The sequence below is a fragment of the Aliterella sp. E5.1 genome (genome assembly GCF_057473825.1).
This window is the reverse complement of record NZ_JBYCCV010000056.1, coordinates 1-25,472: the sequence shown is the minus strand read 5'-3', so window position 1 is coordinate 25,472 and position 25,472 is coordinate 1. Positions and strand designations below refer to the sequence as shown.

General features: G+C 42.9%; 20 protein-coding genes, 1 tRNA gene and 2 pseudogenes. 13 read left to right on the top strand and 10 right to left on the bottom strand.

Annotation, left to right across the window (positions count from 1 at the left end; translation table 11 throughout):
- Positions 1–118, top strand: a pseudogene (locus AC2VE5_RS16550) (IS1 family transposase); the annotation flags it as partial.
- Positions 119–263: 145 nt separating this feature from the next.
- On the opposite strand, the gene AC2VE5_RS16545 reads toward AC2VE5_RS16550, so the two are convergent.
- Complete coding sequence (locus AC2VE5_RS16545) at positions 264–941, bottom strand: sugar transferase (protein WP_486888826.1); 678 nt, start codon at positions 939–941, stop codon at positions 264–266.
- Between the two features lie 408 nt (positions 942–1,349).
- Here AC2VE5_RS16545 and pgsA point away from each other — a divergent pair, with 408 nt between their 5' ends.
- Entirely contained in the window at positions 1,350–1,886 is a 537-nt protein-coding gene (pgsA, locus tag AC2VE5_RS16540; protein WP_486888823.1) for a CDP-diacylglycerol--glycerol-3-phosphate 3-phosphatidyltransferase, read from the top strand.
- A gap of 35 nt (positions 1,887–1,921) precedes the next feature.
- Here the strand turns inward: pgsA and AC2VE5_RS16535 are convergent, their stop codons facing one another.
- Complete coding sequence (locus AC2VE5_RS16535) at positions 1,922–2,851, bottom strand: NAD-dependent epimerase/dehydratase family protein (protein ID WP_486888822.1); 930 nt, start codon at positions 2,849–2,851, stop codon at positions 1,922–1,924.
- 102 nt (positions 2,852–2,953) lie between these two features.
- Here AC2VE5_RS16535 and AC2VE5_RS16530 point away from each other — a divergent pair, with 102 nt between their 5' ends.
- The 10 genes from AC2VE5_RS16530 to AC2VE5_RS16485 all read left to right on the top strand — a co-directional run bounded on the left by AC2VE5_RS16530 (position 2,954) and on the right by AC2VE5_RS16485 (position 13,281).
- On the top strand, positions 2,954–4,099 hold the full coding sequence (locus AC2VE5_RS16530) for a glycosyltransferase (RefSeq protein WP_486888821.1): 1,146 nt from the start codon (positions 2,954–2,956) through the stop codon (positions 4,097–4,099).
- 234 nt (positions 4,100–4,333) lie between these two features.
- Positions 4,334–5,149, top strand: coding sequence for an undecaprenyl-phosphate galactose phosphotransferase family protein (locus tag AC2VE5_RS16525; protein WP_486888825.1), 816 nt, complete (start codon positions 4,334–4,336; stop codon positions 5,147–5,149).
- Between the two features lie 323 nt (positions 5,150–5,472).
- Complete coding sequence (gene gmd / locus AC2VE5_RS16520) at positions 5,473–6,549, top strand: GDP-mannose 4,6-dehydratase (protein WP_486888820.1); 1,077 nt, start codon at positions 5,473–5,475, stop codon at positions 6,547–6,549.
- A gap of 22 nt (positions 6,550–6,571) precedes the next feature.
- Entirely contained in the window at positions 6,572–7,516 is a 945-nt protein-coding gene (locus tag AC2VE5_RS16515; protein ID WP_486888819.1) for a GDP-L-fucose synthase family protein, read from the top strand.
- Positions 7,517–7,579: 63 nt separating this feature from the next.
- Positions 7,580–8,143, top strand: coding sequence for a 5-formyltetrahydrofolate cyclo-ligase (locus AC2VE5_RS16510; protein ID WP_486888824.1), 564 nt, complete (start codon positions 7,580–7,582; stop codon positions 8,141–8,143).
- Between the two features lie 226 nt (positions 8,144–8,369).
- Positions 8,370–9,221 (top strand): carbohydrate ABC transporter permease, encoded by an 852-nt coding sequence (locus AC2VE5_RS16505; protein WP_486888818.1) that lies wholly within the window; start codon positions 8,370–8,372, stop codon positions 9,219–9,221.
- Positions 9,222–9,366: 145 nt separating this feature from the next.
- Positions 9,367–10,806 carry a 15-cis-phytoene desaturase gene (gene pds, locus AC2VE5_RS16500; RefSeq protein ID WP_486888817.1) on the top strand — a complete coding sequence of 480 codons (1,440 nt, stop codon included), beginning with the start codon at positions 9,367–9,369 and terminating at the stop codon, positions 10,804–10,806.
- Positions 10,790–11,716 (top strand): 15-cis-phytoene synthase CrtB, encoded by a 927-nt coding sequence (gene crtB / locus AC2VE5_RS16495; RefSeq protein WP_486888816.1) that lies wholly within the window; start codon positions 10,790–10,792, stop codon positions 11,714–11,716. The genes pds and crtB overlap by 17 nt, the downstream gene beginning before the upstream one ends.
- A 92-nt stretch (positions 11,717–11,808) precedes the next feature.
- A tRNA-Ser gene (locus AC2VE5_RS16490) sits at positions 11,809–11,900 on the top strand.
- 100 nt (positions 11,901–12,000) lie between these two features.
- The gene (locus AC2VE5_RS16485) at positions 12,001–13,281 is read left to right on the top strand and encodes an ABC transporter substrate-binding protein (RefSeq protein WP_486888815.1); all 1,281 of its coding nucleotides are present in this window, start codon (positions 12,001–12,003) and stop codon (positions 13,279–13,281) included.
- Positions 13,282–13,393: 112 nt separating this feature from the next.
- On the opposite strand, the gene AC2VE5_RS16480 is transcribed toward AC2VE5_RS16485, so the two are convergent.
- From AC2VE5_RS16480 to AC2VE5_RS16450, 7 genes are all read right to left on the bottom strand, one after another.
- The gene (locus AC2VE5_RS16480) at positions 13,394–14,284 is read right to left on the bottom strand and encodes a hypothetical protein (RefSeq protein ID WP_486888814.1); all 891 of its coding nucleotides are present in this window, start codon (positions 14,282–14,284) and stop codon (positions 13,394–13,396) included.
- Positions 14,285–14,498: 214 nt separating this feature from the next.
- Entirely contained in the window at positions 14,499–16,667 is a 2,169-nt protein-coding gene (gene ppk1, locus AC2VE5_RS16475; protein WP_486888813.1) for a polyphosphate kinase 1, read from the bottom strand.
- A gap of 50 nt (positions 16,668–16,717) precedes the next feature.
- Positions 16,718–16,945: a hypothetical protein gene (locus AC2VE5_RS16470; protein WP_486888812.1), complete on the bottom strand. Its 228-nt coding sequence runs from the start codon at positions 16,943–16,945 to the stop codon at positions 16,718–16,720.
- Positions 16,942–18,285 (bottom strand): FAD-dependent oxidoreductase, encoded by a 1,344-nt coding sequence (locus AC2VE5_RS16465; protein ID WP_486888811.1) that lies wholly within the window; start codon positions 18,283–18,285, stop codon positions 16,942–16,944. The genes AC2VE5_RS16470 and AC2VE5_RS16465 overlap by 4 nt, the downstream gene beginning before the upstream one ends.
- Positions 18,286–18,396: 111 nt before the next feature.
- Complete coding sequence (locus AC2VE5_RS16460; protein WP_486888810.1) at positions 18,397–19,011, bottom strand: superoxide dismutase; 615 nt, start codon at positions 19,009–19,011, stop codon at positions 18,397–18,399.
- Positions 19,012–19,278: 267 nt separating this feature from the next.
- On the bottom strand, positions 19,279–20,877 hold the full coding sequence (locus AC2VE5_RS16455; RefSeq protein ID WP_486888809.1) for a bifunctional pantoate--beta-alanine ligase/(d)CMP kinase: 1,599 nt from the start codon (positions 20,875–20,877) through the stop codon (positions 19,279–19,281).
- A gap of 136 nt (positions 20,878–21,013) precedes the next feature.
- A complete protein-coding gene (locus AC2VE5_RS16450) occupies positions 21,014–22,045 on the bottom strand; it encodes a septal ring lytic transglycosylase RlpA family protein (RefSeq protein ID WP_486888808.1) in 1,032 nt (343 codons plus the stop codon).
- A gap of 425 nt (positions 22,046–22,470) precedes the next feature.
- Here AC2VE5_RS16450 and purM point away from each other — a divergent pair, with 425 nt between their 5' ends.
- Positions 22,471–23,508: a phosphoribosylformylglycinamidine cyclo-ligase gene (gene purM / locus AC2VE5_RS16445; RefSeq protein WP_486888807.1), complete on the top strand. Its 1,038-nt coding sequence runs from the start codon at positions 22,471–22,473 to the stop codon at positions 23,506–23,508.
- 194 nt (positions 23,509–23,702) lie between these two features.
- Here the strand turns inward: purM and AC2VE5_RS16440 are convergent.
- Positions 23,703–25,289 (bottom strand): annotated as a pseudogene (locus AC2VE5_RS16440) (PhoX family protein); the annotation flags it as partial.
- Positions 25,290–25,472: the final 183 nt, after the last annotated feature.

Here is a 25,472-nt window from a genome sequence, read left to right as displayed (position 1 = left end):
TTACTTCAATTGGATTTGGCAGCATAGTCGGTTCAAGTCCACTGCCGCACAACGAGCAGGATTAACCTCTCGACCATGGACTTGGAATGATATCGTGACCTATCCCACAATAATCTGACGCACTACCTTTTAAAGTGTGAGGAGAAGCCGTCTGCTTTTTTAGTAAAGCTCAAAAGTAAGTGCGAAGAATGAAGGATTAGAGTTGTATTAAATTTCTCTACCTTCATCTTCCAGCCTACCTGGTTCTACAAACTACACAGCGATTAAAACGCCCCAACTCTGGCAACTAAGACATATATTGTTTTTAAGATTACAAATACGTCATACAAAGGATGCCATTGACTTTGATAGCGCAAATCTAGGTTAACAATTTCTTCAAAATCTTTAATGCTAGAACGACCGCTTACTTGCCATTCGCCAGTTAAACCGGGCTTTACTTTCAAACGCTTCCAGTGGCGATCGTTGTACAGAGCAACTTCATCGCCCGTAGGTGGGCGGGTTCCTACTAAGCTCATTTCGCCTACCAAGACATTCCAAAACTGAGGAAGTTCGTCTAGGCTAGTGCTGCGGAGAAGGCGACCTACTCGCGTAACGCGCGGGTCTTTTTTATTTTTGAAGATCAAACCTGAAGCTTCATTTTCTACTTGGTCTTTTAGGGCATCAGCATTTACGACCATAGAGCGGAACTTGCGAATTTTGAACGTGCGCCCTTGAAGTCCGTAGCGCTCTTGACTATACATTACTGGACCTGGGCTATCTAGCTTGATAGCGATCGCCACTGGAACGTATACTAGCGCTAGAATTGATATCCCAACCAAACTACCGATAATGTCCAAAAAGCGTTTAAACACTGATGTTGCCGATCGGTGTGCAGAGATTTGTTGTTCCGCCGATTTGGATAATGTCTCGTTGAATGCGGTGGGGAACGGTGCTTGATACATCGTCATAACTGACCTGCAATAAAGGAACCGTAGAATTACGTAAGGTTACTCTGAATATAAACTCTCATCGGAGGAGACGGATAGGGTTTTGACCTAGCCTTGCAGAATCTTCACTAAGATTACTGGGATCTTTCGGTTTTGTAAAGCTTATGTAAAGAGATTTCTTCAGAACTTACACTTAGGTAGCTTAGACAACTAAAAATTTTAGGTAAATATATCGAGGTACGTAGGCGACCTCGTAAATTGTCTAAGGTTTGCCAGTTTGGATTAAAAACATCTAAAAGTTAGACACTCAAATTACAAATCAGCAGAGGTTCAGCTTGAATTGGTTAATATCTTAGACTATGTGTTCAAAAATTATGGTATTTCAAATTACTATTTCCTCTCGCTAAGGCTAAGGTCTAAATTATGAATTTACCTAATTGGATTACCTTATCTCGGCTCCTTGCTTTGCCAATTTTACTTTATTGCCTGGGATCGCCGACCGTAGAAACTCGCATTTTTAGCATGATAATTTTTTTGATTGCGGCGGCAACAGATTGGCTGGATGGTTACTTGGCAAGAAAATTAAACCAGGTGACTGAGCTAGGTAAATTTCTCGATCCGTTAGTAGATAAATTACTTGTACTTAGCCCATTATTAGCCTTAATCCAATTGGGAGAAGTGCCAGCTTGGGGCGTGTTTTTAATCTTGGCACGAGAATTGAGCATTGCTGGATGGCGCATTACCCCAGGTTTGACCGGAGCTACTGCCGTTGTGGGAGCGAATGTTTGGGGTAAGCTCAAAACTACCAGTCAAATAGCTGCGATCGCTCTATTGATTGCACCATTGCCAGAAAACTGGGCAATTGTTGCCCAAGTTACTTTTTGGTTTTCTGTTGCTATGACTTTGATTTCTGGGTTGATTTACGTACTACCGCCTAGGGCGCGATCGCAGGCAAATTGATACCTAGGACGTAGATGATACGTCCTAGCAAGTTATCAAGCTAATATTTGCTCATCTACAGAAAAATCCACCTCTGCTCGTTCTTTGCCAGTAGCGAGATAATCATTGTGAAAAGAATCTTTTAATCCAGAAACTAAGTCGTATTTTGGTCGCCAATTTAATTCGCGAGTAGCCTTATCTATCGCAGCGAAGAAATGCTGATTACGGAAAGGAAAAGCCTTGCGCTTGCCAAAATCAAAGTTTTTTGGGTCATAGTGGACAATTTGGACTTTTTCTGGCGATTTTCCTACAGCTACGGCGCAAGCACGAGCTAAATTATCGAAAGTAACATAGCGATCGCCTGAAACATTGTAAATTTGCCCAATCGCGCGATCACAGCCCAATACTTGAGCCATAGCAGCAGCTAAGTCTGCCACATGACCGAGTTGAGTAATGTATAAACCATTACCAGGAATGGGAATGGGGCGATCGCGCACTAGACGGTCAAAAAACCAACTTTCCAGCTGATTGTAATTTTGCGGACCGTAAATATAGGTAGGGCGAATAGACGTAAAAGGAATACCAAGCTTACTCAAATAAGCCTCGGTTTCGTGCTTGCCTTTGTGACGACTTTTTGGATCTACCCCATCCCCCTCCTTGTGGGGTAATTCCATTGCTGGTAGATACACACCTGCCGAACTCATATAAACAAAATGCCGTACCTTGCCAGCAAATAGTTCAGCTAAAGGTTGAGTGTCAGACTGTTCTCGACCATTGTTGTCAAAAATGGCATCAAAATGTTGGGAAGATAGCTTTTGAGTAAGATCGTCGGCTACAGAGCGATCGCCAATAATTTGTTCTATGCCTGCAACTGGGGCGGGATGATTGCCACGATTGAACAATACTACTTCATGACCTTGAGCTACTAAAAGCTTGGTCAGGGACACGCCAATAAATCGAGTACCGCCAATAATTAAAATTCGCATATACAATAAAATCCTAAATGCCAAGATCGAGGGTATCAGTTTAAGGCGATCGCATTCAAAAACCAGTTTAATAGATACGCACTCAACCTAACGTTTACTCTAGTGAAATATGCCCTCGTTCATGAATGGTTGACACCCAAAGCTACGGGTGGCTCTGAACTTGTAGTTCAGGCGATTCTTCATAGCCTTGAGGCTGACTTGTATGCCTTAATTGATTTTGAATCAACTAATCCCGAAAGTTATTTGTTTGGGCGTTCAATTGGCACAACGTTTCTCCAGCACTTTCCTGGTAGTCAAAACGGAGTACAAAAATACTTACCATTATTGCCGTTCGCAATTGAACAGCTAGACTTGCAAAGTTATGACATTATTCTCTCCTCCGCCCACACCGTTGCTAAAGGCATCCTCACTAGCCCTACCCAAATGCACGTTTGCTACTGTCATACTCCCATGCGCTTTGCTTGGGAATTAACTTTTGACTATCTCCGTAGCAGCAAAATGGGGCAAGGTGTGCCAGGATTTTTTACTAGGTATTTGCTACATCGACTGCGTCAATGGGATGTAATTACAGCTAATCGAGTAGATTACTTTATTGCTAACTCTCAGCACACCGCGCGGCGGATTTGGCGCTGCTACCGCCGTCCAGCAGCAGTAATTTACCCACCAGTAAATATTGAGCGTTTTCCGTTTTTGAGCGCCAAACAAGATTTTTACGTTACTGTTTCGAGATTAGTAAGTTACAAACAAGTAGCTTTGATAGTCAGAGCTTTCAATCAGCTACAGTGCCCATTAGTTGTAATTGGTGAAGGAGCAGAACTTGAAACGATCCGAAAATTAGCTCAACCAAATATCCAGATTTTAGGAGCGCAACCCAACGAAGTAGTAGAAAAATATATGTCTCAAGCAAAAGCATTTATTTACGCAGCCTATGAAGACTTTGGTATCGCTGTAGTTGAGGCGCAAGCTTGTGGAACGCCAGTAATTGCTTATGGCGCTGGCGGCGCGTTAGAAACCGTCGTAGATATCTTTCAACACCCAAAAAATGGTACGGGTTTATTTTTTGGGGCGCAAACCGTAACCGCCTTAGTAGAAGCCGTAGAGACCTTTGAGGAGCGTGCCAAAAGTTTTAATGCTGAGACAATCTACGCTCATGCTAGTCAGTTTGCACCTACAATTTTCCAAAAGCGCTATCTAGATTTTGTCGAAAATTCTTGGCAGCAATTTAGTCTTGAGAGGCATAGAGGTTAATTCTAGATATTTTTATTTGAGGTAAAAATTAAACCTATGGGTTATGCCCTCTGCTCTGAATTTGAAGAAAGGAGGTAGAAATCAATTTTTACCTAGGCGTTCCTCGTTTTCTAGCTCCAGTAAAGACTATTTTTTTAAGGTTATCCACGATGATTTAGATTGAATTGCTTTATTTATGGTCATCTGGCTTTAAGATCGGGACTATGTGTGGTGTGGATTGTGTTAAGGAGTATGATGACTGCCCATTCACTCCTCTTTGGCAAGCGATTAAGGGCGTTCGTAAAAGGCGATCGCGGTTCAGTTCAACAGGGTAGCAAGTGGAACTTTAGAGCAGCTTCTATAGTTCGCGTAGCTACTAGCGGAGTAGAGTCGAAAACTGGATCGCTGCTTTCAGGACGGAGATTGTTTAAAAATCTTTACCTGTTATTGCGCTTAAACCGAGAGTTTACCAAGCGACTATTCGATATTGTATTTTCACTTTTGGTTTTGATTGTATTTTCCCCATTGTACTTACTGCTAATTTCTGTGATTGCTGTAAGTTCAAAAGGTCCAGTTTTTTATCTACAAAAACGAGTTGGTAAAAATTATCAGCTTTTTACTTGCATCAAGTTTCGCACTATGGTTAGTAATGCAGATGAAGTGTTGTTAGATTTAATGGATTCTCCGATACTGCGACGGGAGTTTGAAAACAACTTCAAGCTAAAAGAAGACCCACGCATTACTAAAATTGGTAGATTTTTAAGATTGACTAGCCTTGATGAGTTTCCGCAGTTTTGGAATGTCCTAAAAGGAGATATGAGCGTAGTAGGACCGCGCCCTTTAGTAATAGAAGAACTGCATAAGTATGGTTGCTATATTGACCAGGTTTTAACAATAAAGCCTGGTATAACTGGGTTATGGCAAGTATCGGGACGTAATGACATTCCCTACAGCCGCCGTATTCAAATCGACCTTTACTATGCCAAAAATCATAGCTTTTGGTTGGATATATGGATAATTATTAAAACAATTGGAGTTGTAGTTGTCCCCAAAAATAATGGTGCTTACTAACCCAATATTGCTGTGGAGGTTCGATTCTCTAAAATACAGATCGAACCTTACTTAATTAATAAAAAACTATTGTCTAATTAGCAAGTCGAAATTGGTAATTTTCAAAAGCAATTTCTAGAAGCTAAGTTTACTATTGCTTAGCTATAAAATAATTTTTATTCAACCTCAAAAGAAGTTTTTTAAGAGTAATAGTAAATATAAATTATGTTGGTCAAGCAAGCGAACGAACATATTTAATACCAATTATTGGAAAAATCTCATTCATCTGTTAACTTGTAGCAGATGAGTATTTATTTGAAACGAGCCAAAAGGCATAAATAGTTATGAGCAAAAGCAAGCGAGCGCTGATTACAGGAATTACTGGGCAAGATGGTTCTTATTTGGCTGAACTTTTACTAGAGAAAGGCTATGAAGTTCACGGAATTATTCGCCGCACTTCAACATTTAATACCGATCGCATCGATCATATGTACGAAGATCCTCATAAAGAGGGCGCGCGGTTATTTTTACACTACGGCGACTTAACCGACGGCACGACTTTAAGAAGAATTTTAGAAGAAGTTAAACCTACAGAAATTTATAACTTAGGCGCTCAGTCTCACGTCCGAGTCAGCTTTGATTCGCCAGAATATACCGTAGATGCCGTGGGCATGGGAACGCTGCGTTTATTGGAAGCAATCAGGGATTATCAACAGCGTACGGGTATTGAAGTCCGGTTTTATCAAGCAGGTTCTTCAGAGATGTATGGTTTGGTTCAAGAAGTCCCACAAAAAGAAACTACACCCTTTTATCCCCGCAGCCCTTACGCCTGCGCCAAAGTTTATGCCCACTGGCAAACCATAAATTATCGAGAATCTTACGATTTATTTGCCTGTAACGGTATTTTATTTAACCACGAATCTCCCCGCAGAGGCGAAACCTTTGTCACGCGCAAAATTACTAGAGCGATCGCTCGAATTGTAACGGGAAAGCAGAAAAAAACTTACCTAGGCAACCTCGACGCTAAACGCGATTGGGGTTATGCCAAAGACTATGTTAAAGCAATGTGGTTGATGTTGCAGCAAGACCAACCCGATGACTATGTAATTGCTACAGGGGAAACCCATAGCGTTCAAGAATTTCTCGATCTAGCTTTTAGTTACGTCAATCTTGATTGGCACGAATACGTTGAATTTGACGAGCGCTACTTGCGACCTGCGGAAGTAGAACTATTAATTGGCGATCCGAGTAAAGCAAAGCAAAAATTAGGCTGGGAACCTACTGTTACTTTCAAGCAATTAGTCGCAATCATGGTAGAAGCAGATTTGCAAGCTTTGGGTCATGTTTCAGCCAATAGTAACGGAATTCAAGCCCTTGGAGATATAGCGACAACTCGGCAACAGGTCGGCAACCAATTTTAATTTATATAGAAGCAATAAAATCATGACCGTTTTAGATTTAAAAGACAAACGGATTCTTGTTACTGGTGGGGCTGGATTTTTGGGTCGCCAAGTAGTTGCTCAACTGGGCGTTGCTGGGGCAGACAAAAATAAAATTACGGTAGCTAGATCCCACGATAGCGACTTGCGCGTTTTAGAAAACTGTCAGCGCGTCGTTGACCATCAAGACGTTGTAGTTCACCTAGCGGCTCACGTCGGCGGTATTGGTTTAAATCAAGTTAAGCCTGGTGAATTATTTTACGACAACTTAATTATGGGCGCGCAATTAATTCACTGTGCCTATCAAGCAGGAATTGAGAAGTTTGTTTGTGTAGGTACAATCTGCGCTTATCCAAAATTTACTCCTGTACCCTTCAAAGAAGACGATCTCTGGAATGGCTACCCAGAGGAAACTAACGCTCCTTACGGAGTCGCTAAAAAAGCTCTGCTGGTTCAACTCCAGGCTTATCGGCAGCAGTACAACTTTAATGGCATTTATCTATTGCCTGTAAATTTGTACGGACCGGAAGATAATTTTAATCCTGATAGTTCTCATGTAATTCCAGCCCTAATTCGTAAAGTTCACGAGGCACAGCAACGGGGAGATAAACAACTTCCCGTTTGGGGTGATGGCAGCCCTACTCGTGAATTTCTTTACTCGGAAGATGCGGCGCGAGGAATTGTCATGGCGGCAGTTGCCTATAATGAGGCGGAACCTGTCAATTTGGGAACGGGTTACGAGATTTCTATCCGTGACTTAATTAGTCTAATTTGCGAACTGATGGAGTTTGAGGGAGAAATTGTTTATCAAACTGACAAGCCCAACGGTCAACCGCGTCGTTGTTTGGATACCGAAAGAGCGAAACAGGCTTTTAACTTTACGGCTCAAGTAGATTTTAAGCAAGGGCTAAGTAATACGATCGCTTGGTATCGCCAGCACTCAACTTAAAAACTGTAGAGGTGCGTTTTATTGACGTACTTCTACGACCAGCTACGGTAAAGCATTATTACTATTAATCCCTCCTTAAGTAAAAATCAATTAAGACGATTACTTTTACAACACCGTCAACAGCTTTCGCCGTCTCAATGGCAGGAAAAAAGTAATCTTATTTGTGACTTGTTGCAGTCCTTAGCTCTTTTTGATAAAGCTAAAACTATTGGTGCTTATTTCAGTTTTCGGCGGGAACCAGACTTAAGTTGTTTGTTTACTATCGAACGTACTTGGGGATTTTCTCGCTGCGTAGATAAATCGTTAATTTGGCATAGCTGGGCATTAAACCAACCGCTACAAGCTAACTCTTATGGCATTTTGGAACCGCTACCCGTGGCACCCCTTTTACGACCGGAAGATGTAGACTTAATTATTGTTCCAGCCGTTGCTTGTGACGAGCAAGGCTATCGTTTAGGCTATGGGGGTGGCTATTACGATCGCACTCTTAGTTCGCCCTTATGGGCAGATAAACCTACGATAGGAGTTGTATTTGATTTTGCCTTTTTACCCCAATTACCAATTAACTCTTGGGATCGAAAACTGAGGTGTATTTGCACAGAAAAAAAAATTATTATGCTGAACTAATTTAATTTAAGCCGCGCAAAGGACAATTGTCCTTTGCGCTCCAACTACCTACCTTTAGCAAGCATTTAGTCAGACAAATACAATTACTATAATATGGCATTCAAAGTATATAAGTCAAGAATTTTGGGAAAATTAACTAACGTTTATTTGCTTAAAATTAAGAGCTAGAAAATAAGTTTTGCTACTAAGAGTTAAAAATAGTTTTTATTAATAGGTAGGAGAAGGAATGGCAGCAAAAAACACAAATTTTCAATATAAACAATGGCAAGCAAACGCTATCACTTATGGATTGTTAGGAGCGATCGCTTTATTAATGCTATTTCCGTTGCTATGGCTTGTGAGTACATCGTTAAAGTCGCCCACGGAAGATATATTTCAATTTCCACCGCAGTTGTTGCCTAGTCAGCCGACATTGAATAACTATGTCCGAGTTTGGCAAACTAATCCTTTCGGAACGTACTTATTTAACAGCAGCGTGATCGCCATTCTGAGTGTAGGATTAAATTTACTATTTTGCGCTTTAGCCGCTTACCCCCTGGCAAGGTTAAATTTTAAAGGCAAAGAAGTAATTTTTAGCTTGATTATTTCCACGATTATGATTCCGTTTCAAATTGTGATGATTCCGTTGTACATACTCACCGTACAGCTAGAGCTTAGAAATACTTATATTGGGATTATTTTTCCAGCGATCGCTTCTGCCTTCGGTATATTTTTACTGCGACAAGCTTTTGCGGCAGTTCCCAAAGAAATGGAAGAAGCAGCAAGAATAGATGGTTGCTCAGAATTAGGCTTATGGTGGCATATTATGCTGCCAGCCATTCGTCCTGCTCTGATGACTTTGGCAATTTTTGTATTTATTGGCTCTTGGAGCGATTTTTTGTGGCCCCTAATAGTTATAGAAAGTCCCCAGTTGTACACTTTGCCCTTGGGCGTAAACAAATTAGCCGGGACGTTTTCTTTAGATTGGCGACTAATTGCGGCAGGATCGGTGATTTCTGTTGCCCCTGTCTTGGGACTATTTTTATTTTTACAGCGCTATATTGTGCCAACGGAAGCTGGTAGCGGAGTCAAAGGATAAGAAAATTAGCTATTTGGGGGACGCAAATCCCGATCTTTTAGGCGATTATTCTGAAATGTTGCTCGTTTTAGTGCAAAGTGTAACGGAATGCAAAGTATAATTAAACCCAGAAACATTAATAATCCTCACAAATAAAAAAATATATATGCGAGTAGCGATCGCCGGGGCGGGTCTAGCAGGGCTGTCTTGTGCCAAATATCTTACAGACGCAGGTCACACGCCAATAGTCTTGGAAAGCCGGGACGTACTGGGCGGTAAAGTGGCAGCATGGAAAGATGCAGACGGCGACTGGTACGAAACCGGGCTGCACATTTTCTTTGGGGCTTACCCAAATATGTTGCAATTATTTAAAGAACTCGACATAGAAGATCGGTTGCAGTGGAAAGAACACTCAATGATTTTCAATCAGCCAGATGCACCAGGCACTTATAGCCGTTTTGATTTTCCCGATTTGCCTGCACCGATCAATGGGATAGCAGCAATCTTAGGCAACAACGATATGCTGACGTGGAACGAAAAAATCCGCTTTGGTATTGGGTTAGTTCCAGCAATGATTCAAGGGCAAAAATACGTTGAGGCAATGGACAAGTATTCTTGGACAGAGTGGTTGCAAAAGCACAATATTCCCGAAAGAGTAAATAAAGAAGTATTTATTGCCATGAGCAAATCGCTTAATTTCATCGGACCAGATGAAATTTCGGCAACGATTTTGCTAACAGCTCTCAATCGCTTCCTCCAAGAAAAAAATGGCTCAAAAATGGCGTTTTTGGATGGTTCGCCCACAGAAAGACTGTGCCAACCCCTTGTAGACCATATTACCAATGGCGGCGGCGAAGTCCGATTAAACGCACCGCTCAAAGAGATTATGCTCAACCCCGATGGCTCCGTTAAAGGCTTTTTGTTACGGGGAGGGAAGGGAGCCGCCGAAGAAGTTTTGACAGCAGACTTGTACGTTTCAGCAATACCTGTAGATCCGCTAAAACTACTGCTCCCAGAGCCTTGGCGACAGATAGAGTATTTTCAAAAACTGGACGGATTAGAAGGCGTACCCGTAATTAACGTACATATGTGGTTTGACCGCAAGCTAACGGACATCGATCACTTATTATTTTCGCGATCGCCTTTACTTAACGTCTACGCTGATATGAGCAATACTTGCCGCGAGTACGCCAACCCCAATAAGTCGATGTTGGAGTTAGTTCTAGCTCCTGCCAAAGATTGGATTAGCAAGTCTGACGAAGAAATTATTGCCGCGACTACAAGCGAACTTGCTAAATTATTTCCCGATCATTTTAGCGGCGACGACCAAGCAAGACTGCTGAAATATCACGTAGTCAAAACCCCACGCTCAGTTTATAAAGCAACTCCCGGTCGTCAACAGTATCGCCCTTCTCAAACAAGCCCGATTAAAAATTTCTTCTTAACGGGAGACTACACCATGCAACGCTACTTAGCGAGTATGGAAGGAGCCGTATTTTCTGGTAAGCTAACAGCGCAGGCGATCGCCTCTGCACTACTTGAAACAACTTTGTCCGAACCATTGCAAACGCCACTCCAGACTGCAACGAATGCTGCAACTGCCTGAATCCCCGTGCATGAGGAAATTAGTCTCTGTAGAGGATGCCTACGAACTTTGCCGCCAAATTACGGCAAAGTATTCCAAAACTTTTTACCTCGGCACGCTGCTAATGAACGAGCAGAAGCGCCGAGCTATTTGGGCAATATATGTTTGGTGTCGCCGGACAGACGAATTAGTTGACGGACCGGCGGCAGAATTTACCACTCCGGAAACTCTGGAATTATGGGAAAAACAGTTAGAATCGCTGTTTGCTCTCCAGCCAATTGAAGACCCAGATGTGGCTCTAGTCGATGCTATTCAACGCTTCGGGCTAGATATTCAACCGTTTCGAGATATGATTGCAGGACAGCAAATGGATCTGTATCGCAGTCGTTACGAAACCTTTGAAGAATTAAACTTGTACTGTTATCGGGTCGCCGGGACAGTGGGTTTAATGTCAACAACAGTAATGGGGATAGATAATTACCGCAATACTGCTGCTTGGAGCCAGCAACAGATCCACGACCCAACTTCTGAGGCGGTTACTTTAGGAATTGCCAATCAACTGACAAATATTTTGCGCGATGTGGGCGAAGATGCTAGGCGGGGACGAATTTATTTGCCTCTGGCAGAATTAGCAAGCTTTGACTATACAGAGCAAGATTTGTTTAAAGGTGTAATTGACGAGCGGTGGCGAGAACTAATGCGCTTTCAAATTCGCCGCACCCAGGAATATTATCGTCAAGCAGAAAAAGGAATTGGCTACCTAGCACCCGACGCACGCTGGCCAGTGCTTGCCTCTTTGATGCTTTACAGTCAAATTTTGCTAGAAATTGAACGCAACGATTACGATGTATTCAAAAAGCGGGCTTACGTGTCAGGATTGAAAAAGATGCGTTATTTGCCTGTAGCTTGGTTGCGCAGTCAAGTAATTTGAGCGCCTATATGGCAACGGAAATTCTAGCAACTTTGATTTTTAGACTTGCATATTGTCATCAGGTCTGATATGCTAGTCATTGCCTCATTAGTGGAGAGGTGGCTGAGTGGTCGAAAGCGACAGATTGCTAATCTGTTGTACGGCAGGTAACTCCGTACCGAGGGTTCGAATCCCTCCTTCTCCGTTTTACGAACAATGTTTTGGCTCTTTTGCTCTAAAATCAAATTCATTTACAAATTGTGAAATGAATCGAGTTTATAGCAGTGAAGGAGTCAATTATTTCTATGATTAATAAATTTGCGATCGCTTTAGCCGTAGCAAGTGGACTAATAGCAACAGGTTGTCAACCTACAACTCCCAGTGGAGACAGCACTAACTCCGCTCCAGCAACTAATAATGATGGGCTAAAAATTGGCTCTCTACTGCCACTAACGGGCGACTTAGCCACTATCGGACAGCAAATGGCAGGAGCTGTACCTCTACTGGTAGAGCAAGTCAATGCTTGTGGTGGGGTAAATGGGCAAAACGTTACTTTAATTTCCCAAGACGATCAAACTGACCCCGTAGCTGGCACTACTGCGATGACCAAGCTTGCCGAAGTCGATCGGGTGGCAGGTGTAGTCGGTTCTTACGCTAGTAGCGTTTCTGGTGCAGCAATTGGCGTAGCAGCACGCAATAAAGTTGTCTTAGTCTCTCCGGGCAGCACTAGCCCTGTATTCACCGAACGAGCCAAAAAAGGTGAATTTAACGGATATTGGGCGCGGACTGCACCCCCAGATACTTATCAAGCTTTAGCTTTAGCGCAATTAGCAAAGGAAAAAGGTTTTAAGCGAGTTTCTACAGTAGTCATTAATAATGACTATGGCGTTGGATTTGAAAGAGCTTTTGTCAGTGCCTTTAAAAAACTAGGTGGCACGATAGTGAACGAAGCCAAACCCACTCGTTACGATCCTAAAGCAACTACTTTTGACACCGAAGCGGCGGCAGCTTTTGCTAACAAACCTGATGCAGTAATTGCTGTACTTTACGAAGAAACCGGGAGCTTGCTACTCAAGTCTGCTTACCAGCAAGGAGTAAGCCAAGGAATACAAGTTATGCTCACTGATGGCGTAAAATCTGTAGGTTTTCCGGCAAAAGTTGGCAAATCTAGCGATGGAAAATTTATAGTTAGCGGCGCACTAGGAACCGTACCCGGTGCTGATGGTAAAGCTTTACAAGCACTTAATACGCTTTGGCAAGCTAAAAAAAACCAACCACCCGGAGAGTACGTACCCCACTCTTGGGATGCGGCGGCTCTATTGACCTTAGCGGCTGAAGCTGCGAAAGCGAATACAGGAGCAGGTATTCAAAGCAAGATTCGTGAAGTTGCTAATGCTCCCGGAACCGAAGTATCTGATGTTTGTGAAGGGTTGAAGTTGTTGAAATCTGGTCAAGATATTAATTATCAGGGAGCTAGTGGTAATGTAGATATCGATGAAAACGGTGACGTATTGGGAGTTTACGATGTCTGGACTGTAACTGACGATGGCAAGCTCTCTGTTACAAGTCAAGTTAGTCCGCAATAATTGTCTAGATCTCTTATAAGAGCTAAAAATGCTTGACTTACCCTTTTAGTCAACCTGGGGTTCAAACCCCAGGCTGATAGCTAAAGTCACTAGCAAAGGACAGATAAATCTTTTAAAGTCCAAATCCGCCAAAGTTATAACCAATTCCCACCGATAGTCCAATATCGGTTTCGTCAGCAATGCCAACATTAAGGGCAGCATTCGCCGTAAACTGACTGCTTACAGGAATATCTACGCCGCCAGTTAGTAATAAACCAATGTCATCACCTTCACCAGTAGCGATCGTTACGCCACCACCAATGTAAGGTGCTATCCGTAAAGCTTCTTGTAAAGCCTCTGCACGGCGAATAGAAAACTCGTAAGTTAGGGGCAGAAGGAATATCGCATCATCACCTAAAACTACGCCGGGACGAAGTGCCAAAGCACGTGTCAGTCCAATTTTACTAATAATCATAAAATTTCCATCACCAAGCGCCGTATTGCCACTCAAGCCAACATTGGCTCCTATCCCCACATAACTAGATCCACCACGGGTTCTACTACCTGGATCGATCGGGAGTTGAGCGACTTCCGGCGAGTTAGTTTGAACTACAGATTGGTCAATAACAGGCGACGCGCTCAAAACACTAGCATTGGTAGTAGTTGTCCCTGGAAACGGTGTATTAATTGCCTTTTGCGCTCCAGGATTGATACTATCTAAACCCTCTGGGTGAGCAACAATAGTTTCAGAGATTGGTTGAGGAGTGTCTATTACTGCGGCAAAATTAGCGGGTTCAGCGACAGTTGTTTCCTGTCGGGAAGCAGCTAAAAAAGCCTCCGCAGGAATTGGCGTACTGCTAACAGAAAACTGAGCTATTTCACTTGGTAGCTGGGCTGATGCTTCTAAACTATTGTTTATAGTTTGAGATTGAACTGTAGATAAGCTTGTGCTGACAATAGCAATGCCCGCAGCAAGTGGCATTGCAACTAATAAATTCAACCCAAATTTTCCCTTGGCAACCATATTTTTTCCTCACACACTTTTACTAAAAACCTAACATAGCCAATAGGTTTGTTAATCGCTAGAAAGGCAGATATTCAGGATGGAGTGGAGGAATTAAAAGCTATCGACTCTTATAAAACTGCTAACAACTTTAAACAGCTTAAATCGGCAAAAAAAGAAATTTTTTGCTTAGATTAAAGCCACTATCTAAGTTTGCTCGATGTTTGTGCTGGACTCAACCCGCCGATTGGAGTGCCATCTGCATAAATATTTTTTGCGAGTTAGTTTGAGGATAAGCCGCCGCATCTTCTGCGCTTAAAGTATTGCCACGCTTTTTATAACTGCCATCAGACTGCAATTCCCAAGCTTGACAGTTATCCGCCAAGGAAATGCCAAGGATTTCCTCTAACTCTTTAGCTAAATTTGGATCTTGGACGGGCGTAATTGCTTCTACTCGGCGGTCTAAATTTCGCGACATCCAATCGGCGCTACCAATATAAATTTCTTCCTTACCTTGATTGTGGAAATAATAAATGCGGGAGTGTTCTAAAAAGCGCCCAACTATACTAATAACCCGGATATTTTCACTAATTCCCGGAGCTTGAGGACGCAAAGAACACATACCGCGCACGATTAAGTCAATTTGCACCCCAGCGCGAGAAGCTTCGTAAAGTGTAGCGATAATTTGCGGATCGACAAGAGAGTTCATTTTGGCAACAATCCGTCCTGGAATATTAGTGGTTTGGGTCTGCTCCATTTCTCGGCGAATTAAAGCAACAGTGCGATCGCGCATATTCACTGGCGCAACCAATAATTGGCGATAAGAACGTTGCCTGGAGTAACCTGTAAGGTAATTAAATAAATCCGTCAAATCCGCCGCCAAATCTTCCCGGCAGGTAAATAAGCCCAAATCTGTATATAGTCTCGCCGTTTTGGGGTTGTAGTTACCCGTACCGATATGAGCGTAACGACGAATGCGATCGCCTTCTTGGCGTACTACCATTACTATTTTAGAGTGGGTTTTGAGTCCGGTTAGTCCGTAAACTACATGAACTCCCGCACTTTCCAACCGCCGCGCCCAATAAATATTATTTTCTTCATCAAACCGGGCTTTTAATTCTACAAGTACCGCCACTTGCTTGCCATTTTCCGCCGCCGCAATTAAAGCATTGACAATAGGTGAATCGCCCGAAGTACGGTACAACGTCATTTTAATTGCCAGCACATCTGGGTCGCGGGAGGCATCATTAATAAACCGTAGTACGGTAGAAGAAAAAGAATGATAAGGATGATGTACCAACAAATCTTGTTCGCGGATAGCAGCAAAAAAGTCAGTATCAGATTCTGCGACCGGGGAATTAAAAGATCCTAATCTTTGCAAGCGCGGCGGCAATACGGACTTCCAGGGCGTATCTTTAAGTTCTGGCATTGGCAGCGCTAAAAAGGACATTAAACTCCCCAAGCCCAGCAAACCATCAGTTTCATAAACATCGCTCTCTCCCACCTCTAGTTCTCGCATCAGCCGACGGCGGACGGATTCGGGAGTTTGGGCTTGAATTTCCAAACGGACTGTAGACCCACCTACACGCCGCTTGCGGAGTTCTTGCTCGATAGCTTCTAGGAGATCGTCCGCTTCATCTTCCTCTAAATCCAACCCACTATCGCGGGTAATGCGGAACGGATAGTATTCTTGAATATTCATGCCCGGAAATAGCGATTCAAGATTGTGAGCGATCGCTTGCTCTAAAGGTACGCCCGCCCACTTTGCTGGTTGTCCTTTGGGCGTAAAGCTAAGTTCTTCTGGTAAGGGCAAAAATCGTGGTAATACTCTAGGTACTTTTACCCTAGCAAATAATTCCTCATCGGTTTCTGGGTTTTTGACAACTACTGCTAAATTCAAGCTGAGATTGGAAATGTGAGGAAAGGGATGTCCTGGATCTACAGCCAAGGGCGTTAAGACTGGAAAAATCTGCTGCTCGAAATAGGTTTGTAAGTAGCTACGCTGTTCTTGGTTGAGGTCTATATAGTCGAGAATATGAATACTTGCACTGGTTAATAGCGGTCTAACTACTTTTTCAAAATATTGGTGTTGTTTGGCAACTAAAGGGCGGAGGCGTTGACTGATAGCTTCTAACTGTTCTTGAGCGGTTGATCCATCAGGGCTTAATTTGCTTACTTTTGCTTCTACCTGCTGCTTCAAAGCAGCTACACGCACCATAAAAAATTCGTCTAAGTTTGAGCTAAAGATTGCCAAAAACTTCAATCGTTCTAGTAAAGGTGAGTTTTTATTACAAGCTTCCTGGAGTACCCGATGATTAAACTCTAACCAACTTAATTCGCGGTTAAAGTAATATTGCGGATCGTTGAGATTAATTTCCGTAGGAGTTTTTTTGGCTCTAGGCATAGTTTTATTTGCTTGTAAGACGATAAATAATATGACGATTGGGAGTTTAACTAATTATCTAAGTTTGGCGTACCAAATTCTGCTGCCTCGATTCCTATCCACCACTGTCCTAAATTCATCAAGTCTTGGTGAATATCTGCAAGCTTTTGCGCATATTCATCTACCGAAATATTTGCTCTTGTCTCTTGAAGTTTTTTTAAACGTAATTGCACCAAGAGCCAAGGCTTAGAAATACTGTCTGTTGCTTCTATATACTGCGCTAATTCTTCACTATTCATGAAACCCCCTTTGTTAAGACTTGAAACACGATTTGAGGATGATAAAGTGCCAGAGGAGACTTGAGTAAATGAGCTACTTCCATCAGTAGAGCATTCATATTTGGATCGGAATTTGTCAGTTTTAGCAGCTTATCGGTATAAGCCTGGATAAATCCACCGGATTTTAGCGGTTTGTCTCCTCCTTGAGTAGTTGCAAAACGCAAATCTTGCCCCGTTGCTAACATCCAAGAAAGAGAATTGCTTTTAGCTAACTTTTTTTGAAACCGCGCTGGTGTGAAGTCGCCCAAAAATTGGTTTTGATTTAGCCAGTCTCGCAAAATTGTTACAGAAATCGCACTAACGGTCATTCCTTGTCCGTAAACAGGACATAAAGCACAAACCGCATCACCCAAGCAGACAAAGCCTGGAGGTAACTTTATTTTTTCATAATGGCGCAATCTATTATTAGTAGCGCGATGAGCATAAATGCGCGATGTGGGTTCAGCATCTTTAATTGCTTCGTAAAACTCCAAACTAGGCAGACTACGGGCAAAATCTAAAAAACCGCGATCGCTTATTGGTGGAAAGTCTCTCCCGTACCCCCCTAATGTTGCAATCCACTCTCCACCCTCAATTTTTGCCAAATAGCCTAATCTCGTACCTTTTGGCGGCGACTGAGAAATTAACATAACTTTCCAGTCCGATTTAAAACCTTCTGGTTGTTTATAACGGCGGGTTGCATAGCCCAAAAAAGGATTAATAATAGTTTCTGGCGGGGGAGTAAAGCCACATTCGCGTAACCAATTGGGTGCTTGAGAACGGCGACCACTAGCATCCACAACCAAGGAAGCTGCTAATTGTTGTGTGTTATCAATTGAACACAATGATACTCCAGTAATACGTGGCTCCCAAGGGTGTAAAAGTAGCCCTGTAACCCGATGCCCGTCTACAAAATGTACGTTGGTATAATTAGCCAACTGCTGCCTGATTGACCACTCTAATAACGGGCGCGAACAACTAACTGAGACCAGATCGGAGGAGAATTGAGAAGTTGCATTCCATCCCATCCGACTAAAATGATGAAACTCTCTCGTCCAATCTACAGATAAAGCTCCTCCCGCCCTTAATTTTTCTTCAATGTCGGGGAATAGTTCTCCTAAAATTCTGTAGCCTTTTGTAAACAGAATATGAGGCTGAACAGATTGCGGTACGCCTATCCGAGTGCTTGGCAAGTCGGGTAATTGGTCGGTTTCAACAATCGTCACTGAGGCAAAGCGGTCTGCAAGCACGCGGGCGCTCAATAGCCCGGCAATACTACCACCAATAACAATGGCACGGTCATTGATGCTACTTGAAGTCAACTTTTTATACCTCTATTTCTTAAAGGTTCCACTTCCTTGATAGTAATGTTATTTGCAAAAAAAACAGCCATGCGATCGCATGGCTGTTATCTCTAATTATTGCAGCTATTACTAGCGGCTAGACATTGCCAATCTATTATTAACTTCATCCCAATTCACTACATTCCACCACTGCTTGAGGTACTCTGCGCGGCGGTTTTGGTATTTAAGATAATAGGCGTGTTCCCACACGTCATTACCCATAATTGGGAAGTGTCCAGAAGACATGGGGTTATCTTGGTTAGGCGAACTTGTAATCTCTATTTTGCCGTCGTTAGTACGGACGAGCCAGACCCAGCCGCTACCAAATTGCTTTGTTCCCGCGTCGTTGAACTTCTGCTTGAAGCTTTCAAAGTCACCAAAGTTTTCGCTAATTGCTTGAGCAATAGCTCCAGTTGGCTCTCCCCCCGCGTTTGGAGCCATAATTTGCCAAAACATAGTGTGGTTTACATGACCGCCGCCATTATTGCGGACTGCGCCAGTAATGTCTTGGGGCAAACTATTCATATCCTTAATCAATTCTTCTGGGCTTTTTGATTGCAGTTCGGGATATTTTTCTACGGCTGCATTCAGGTTATTTACATAAGCCTGGTGGTGCAAGTCGTGATGCAGTTGCATCGTCTGAGCGTCAATGTACGGGTCTAAAGCGTCGTAATTGTAAGGTAAAGGCGAAAGTTCAAATGCCATTGTCAAAAAATCCTTTAGTAAGCTCTTTCCAAGCACAGAGCTATTTGCAAGCTTTAGAACCTATATTAAGCTTACTCTTTGATAGATTCACTAATAATCTACTACTGAAATAAATGTTAATAGTTTATTTTTAAGGTCAAAGCTCCCAATCGCTGCTCCAATCGACGTTTTAGCGCAATTATTACCTCAACTTAGCTTTCAGTAAAATTTGCCAGCTTAGGTAAGTAGGCAATTACCTTTTGCCTAAGTTTAGTATTATTTACTTGCTTAAAGCTGATGCTTGTGATACAGGGAGACAATTTTATCTGAGACTTGAGTGATACTCAAACCATCAGTACAAATTTCAATAGCATCAATGGCTTTTTGGAGTGGTGCAAGTTCGCGAGTGCTATCAGCGCGATCGCGCGCGGCGATGTTTTGTGCAAGCTGTTCTACCGTAATCTCAAGTTGTCCTTGTTGGTAAAAGTCTTGCTGACGGCGACGCGCTCGTTCTTGAACGGATGCTGTTAAAAATATTTTTAGTTCCGCATCAGGGAAAACATGAGTACCAATATCTCTCCCTTCAGCTACCAAGCCACCTTTAATTCCCCACTGCTGCTGTTGTTGTAGCAATGCCTGGCGTACCGCACTTTGAGAAGCGATCGCGCTCACATTAGCTGTAACTTCTAGGCTGCGAATGGCGCTAGTGACTTCTTCGCCATTAATCCAAACTCTTACCGGATTATCGAGTTGGGTACTGTTCGTAAGTTGAATAGAGCATTTACTAACTAATTCGGCGATCGCACTATAGTCATCAATTCCTATTGATGACTGCAAAACTAGCCAAGTTAACGCTCGATACATCGCCCCCGTATCGAGATAAACCAAGCCCAAAGCCGCCGCTACTTGCCTCGCCACCGTGGATTTACCCGCACCCGCCGGACCATCAATCGCCACAATTGGCTGGCGCGCTTTTAAAACTAAATTATCAATTAACCGCGTTTCTCCAACACGACAGGCGATCACCAGCAATCCCCCGTCTTCAATTTTCTCTAACGGCATCAAAGTATTAGGTTCTACTAATTCAATATATTCGACAACCACAGCTTTAACTATCGCCAATTCTTTCTTTACAATAACTTTCAATGTTTCACTATGGCGTTCTCCATCATCAAAAGCACCTTTAGCTTTCTGTAAGCTGCGATACAAGACTGCGGCTTGTTCTTTTTGCTCTAAAGTTAAATATTGATTACGGGAACTTTTGGCTAGTCCTGATGCGTCTCTTACCGTAGGACAAGTAACAATTTCTATCGGAAAACTTAAATCTCTCACTAGCCGTCGAATAATCGCCACTTGTTGAGCGTCTTTCTGCCCAAAATAAGCTTTATTTGGTTGAGCTAAGTTAAATAGCTGAGTAACAATTGTCGCTACCCCCTGAAAGTGTCCCGGTCTACTTTTTCCACACAAAACTGAGGTCATAGTTTCAGGAGGCAAAACTTGAGTGCGAGCCAAAAGTAATTGTTCCCCCTGCCTGCCTTGCTCTCCGGCTCCCAACTCCTCAGCTGTCGGCGCAAAAATTACATCTACTCCTGCTTGCTGACACAAATCGCGATCGCTATCCAAAGTCCGGGGATAACGTTGATAATCTTCAGTTGGGGCAAATTGCAGAGGATTAACAAAAATACTGACAATTACTAAGTCATTTTCGGATCTCGCCCGCGCAATCAAGCTTAAATGCCCGGCGTGCAATGCTCCCATCGTTGGCACTAAACCAATGGAACCAAAGGGACTATTTATTTCTCTCGATGGTTTGACCAACGAGTGATTTTTTGCTTGCAATAGACTTAAGTAGCAACGCAAAGCTGCAACTGTTGTAAACAGGCGCACCCAAATTTCCTCAGAATTTTTTTCTCACCCGTTAGTTTATCGCGTTGTTAAGGATAAAGGATGAGTAGAAGTTGTTAGCGCGCGTTGACGTAGTTTAGTGCAACCGCGCTATCAAGCAATTCATCCTTTAGTTGCCTTATCTACCCAATATTTCAAGTCTTACTGGTGCAACACCACTTTGCATAACTCCTACTATGCGGGCAGCACCAGCAGAAAGATCGATAATTCTTCCCCGAATGTGAGGGCCTCTATCAGTAATTCGCACGACTACAGAGCGACCATTTCGGACATTGGTTACTCGTACCTTTGTCCCAAAAGGTAAGCTGCGATGAGCGGCGGTTAAGGCATTTTGATTGTATTTCTCGCCATTTGCACTACGGCGACCATTAAAGCCAGGCCCGTACCAAGAAGCCATGCCATGAGAGCCTACTTTAACCGCTTGAGCAACAACTTGTTTGGCTTGCTTGACGATTTGCGGTTGCGGTAACCCAGTAACGGCGTTTAAGGGCGGCGCATTACCCAAAAGTCGGCGTAGACGATTGGTGACTTGCAAAGCGTCTACTGCTGGATCTTTGGTAGTGTCGGGTAATAGGGTTTCGGTGTTGATTTCAACTAATTCTTCGCCGTTGATTTGAATACCATAGCGATCGCTACTTTTCCAATTTACAGCGATCGCCCCAGCTTCCAAACTTGCTAGGTTTATTTGATTTAGCTTGGCTGCAACTCTTGTTGCCCGCCAAACTGGAGTATTGCTGTTTACTAGAGAGTTTTCTTTACTTAAAACCTTGCTTGTTTCTGTGGTTGCCACTTTAACTTGGGAGTTATTAATGGCTTTTTTCTTGCTGTTAAACTCAGTATTGGCACTCAAAAATGTTAAAACTGGAAGGTTTTGGATATAAATTGTTGCTGCTTGAGGGTTCGAGCCTGCTTCTTTATGGGGTTGAATCCTAGCAATTACCGTACCATCATCTACTTGATTTTTTACTGGGGACTGGTACTCACCAACTTTTACAACCTGCAAAGATTCTTTGGCGCTGGTGCTAGAAGTAGATGTTAGTTGGCTGTCTCTTGATTCAACTACCTTTGCTATTTGAGCTTGGCTGGCTAATGGTATCGCCAAGGTAGTTATTAGCAGGGTAGTAGCCGTCCACAAAATTTGTTTGTTCATGTATCCGTTATATTGACAGTTTGCAGTTAAGTCAGTCATGGAGATATTGCTTTTGAGCAATTATGTATAGGCTCCAAACTCGGACTCGTTATGTCTTTATTTCTTGATTAACAACTGCAACAGATTAACATGAAGGTTTTAGGTTGGGGATCAGTGATATAAGGCAAAAGACACAAATTTAATCTATACTTTTGACGGAGGACCATGGAGTAAACGCAGACTAGGCAAATGTTTGCCAGCTTGTACGACCTTTTTCAGAATTACAAGATATTTACAAAACTTTACAAAACTTATGGCAATTTTGGCACTGTGATGATTTGCTCGTTGCTCTTTAGACTGATTGAATGACTAGATAAATTAAAAATTAATAAAACTTGTAAAATACATTGCGGACGCGCGATCGCAACTAAGGCAGTTTCGTTTTTATGGATTATCGAGAAGCAGGGGTAGATGTTGAAGCTGGGAGAGCGTTTGTAGAGCGGATACGAACTTTAGTTCACAGCACCCACAGACCAGAAGTAATTGGGGGATTGGGTGGGTTTAGCGGCTGTTTTCAACTACCTGGGGGCTTCACAGAGCCAGTTTTAGTTTCTGGAACTGATGGGGTAGGGACGAAGTTAAAGTTAGCTCAAGTTCTCAATCGTCATCATACTGTAGGCATTGATTTAGTGGCGATGTGCGTAAACGACGTACTAACAACCGGGGCAGAGCCTTTATTTTTCTTAGATTATTTAGCCACAGGCAAGTTACAAAGCGAACAACTAACTGAAGTAGTTACTGGAATAACTAACGGATGCAAAACGGCTGGGTGCGCTTTATTAGGAGGTGAAACTGCGGAAATGCCTGGGTTTTATCAACCAGGAGAGTACGATTTGGCGGGTTTTTGCGTGGGCATTGTCGAAAAAAGCCGGATGCTGGACAGATCCCACGTAAAAATAGGCGATATAGCGATCGCTTTAGCCAGCGACGGCTTGCATAGTAATGGTTTTAGCTTAGTCCGCAAGATTGTTGATGAAAGTAAATACGACTGGAGCGATCGCATTGATGAGATTGGTGGTAGTTGCAGCTTAGGGGAGGTATTTCTTACTCCGACACGGATATACGTCAAATCCGTGCTTGCAGCCCTTGCTAAGGGGCTAGAAATTCACGGTATGGCTCATATTACGGGTGGAGGATTGCCAGAAAACCTACCTCGTTGCCTAGGAGAGCATCAATCCATACAAATAGATTGTACTAAATGGGCAATTCCACCAATATTTAACTGGTTGGCTGAAGTTGGCTCTGTTAGTAATGCAGCAATGTTTAATACTTTTAATATGGGAATTGGTTTTGTATTGTTAGTACCGCCAAATCAAGCAGGGCAAGCTATTGAGTGGTTTAATTCCCAAGAAATTGCCGCCTATGCTATTGGCAAAGCGATCGCTGGAACGGGTAAGTTAGAAGGAATACAAGACATTGCATAAATTCTCTCAACCCAACCTAACGGGTGCTTGTAAACAAGTTTGAGCTAATAATTTTTTTGAAAGCAGAAATAGAGTCAAACAAGCAAGCTGTTATCTAGTATGAACAACAGCTTGCCTGCATTTTCACAACAAGTATTTAGGGGGCAATAACTACAACAGCTTTTTTAAAACGCAAAGGTAGTTATTTTCAGCTATTATACAAAGTTGCGACTTCTCGAACGTTTGCGTCGAATAGCGATTACTGAAGGACGTGGTGCGCTCAAGGCATTACCCTTAATGTTACTTGGCCAATTACTACCGCGCGGGACAGTACGATTTTGAGTGAACAAAGTACCGTCCAAGTTCAACATCTCAATATCGCGATTGAGAGTAACTTGGGGACTAAATGGACAATCTTCGTCAGGGTGCTGAATGGCGATAATCAGCTTTCGGTAATTTTAAATAGTTCTCCCGAAGGTTGAGCATCATTTATAGCGCTAGTATATTTGGAAACAACAAAAATCTTGGAATCAGGATAACCATCGCTTCCTGGTGCGCCATCTGTATAAGCAATAAATACGTCTTTAGTCCAAGGATGCACTTCCAGATCTTCAGGACGTGCTGTTGGTGTTGCTCCAACTAAGTTAGCAGCCCGCACCTTGAGTTGTATAAAAGTCCGATAGCCGCTTGTTGCGGTAGTCTGGCAAAGCATCTGCCTCGCCAAAAGAGGTCGTTGCACCACTAGAATTGACAACGGAGTTGATAGTAACAGATAAAGCACCGCCATCGGTCGTTTGACCTGCTACTCCATTGCGTATGGGTAAGCGTACAAGTCCGTTGTTAGTAGCTTTACCTAGTTGAGCAATTTCTGTAGCCGCAATACTAGAGGGAATATTTGGGCTAGTTTTAGTGTCAAGTTCAAGGGGAATCCATCTACCCGTACCATTAGGTTGATAGTGAGCGGCATAAAGAGTTCCAGACTCAAATAAAGCACTGTTATTTTTATCTTTAGGATCGGTTACTCTACCCGCACTTACATACTTATAAGTATGCCCACCCCGGCGATCGTCACCCATATAAGCAACTAATTTTTTGCCTCGCTCCACGCGCATAGTAATGTTCTCGTGGCGGAAGCGACCTAAAGCTGTATGCTTGCGGGGGCAATAATCAGGGTCATTGGGAGCAATTTCAACCATCCAGCCGTATTTTTCCCCTACCATGCCAAATTCTGCTCCAGTAGTCCCGGTAATGTATCCCGTTTGAGTGCCATCTGGTTTTACCGCTTCTTGCACCCCTACAAAAAAGGCTGTGCTGGCTTGGAAATTTTCTTCTGCGGACATAATTGTTCCCCAAGGTGTGGTTCCACCAGAGCAATTGTGTCCTGTGCCAATAACTTTATTCCCTAAACCTAATAGGGAATACTTGAGCCGCCGCAGGTTCAGTTCCAATTAAATAATTTTGGCCGCCCTACTGGTAACTTTTAGTCCCCCAAGAAGTGACGCTTTGGTAAGCGTCCGTACGTTCGCTGTTGATGCCTAAGCCTGAAAGCGTGTGAATGCGTCGATTTTTGGGATCGCTACAGTAAAGCGCCCACCGCGAATTTTTCTAGAAATTCGTAGAATCGAGCCGCCCATGTTGTACAAAAATTACCCTAGCAGCGTGCGATCTTTGGTAGTTGGGGTGTAACCAATAATTGAAGTAAATGATTCGGGAAAACAAGCTAAATCTGTTGGTGACCCTGGTGCTAGGGCGCTAATTGGATAAGACACATATTCGTGATTTACCCACAAATAGCCATCGTTGTTGCCACGGATCAGTAGCAGCCTTTAATACGTTTTCTGCCTCAATGCCTGTAGCATAAGCTAATAAGCACTTAAGCTGCAATATGATGGTTATTCCCTTTATTTTTGATCTTGCGATGCCATTCAATTACTAACTCGCCTTGATTTAACAGCCTATCCAGTAGTAGCTTCAATTCATCTACT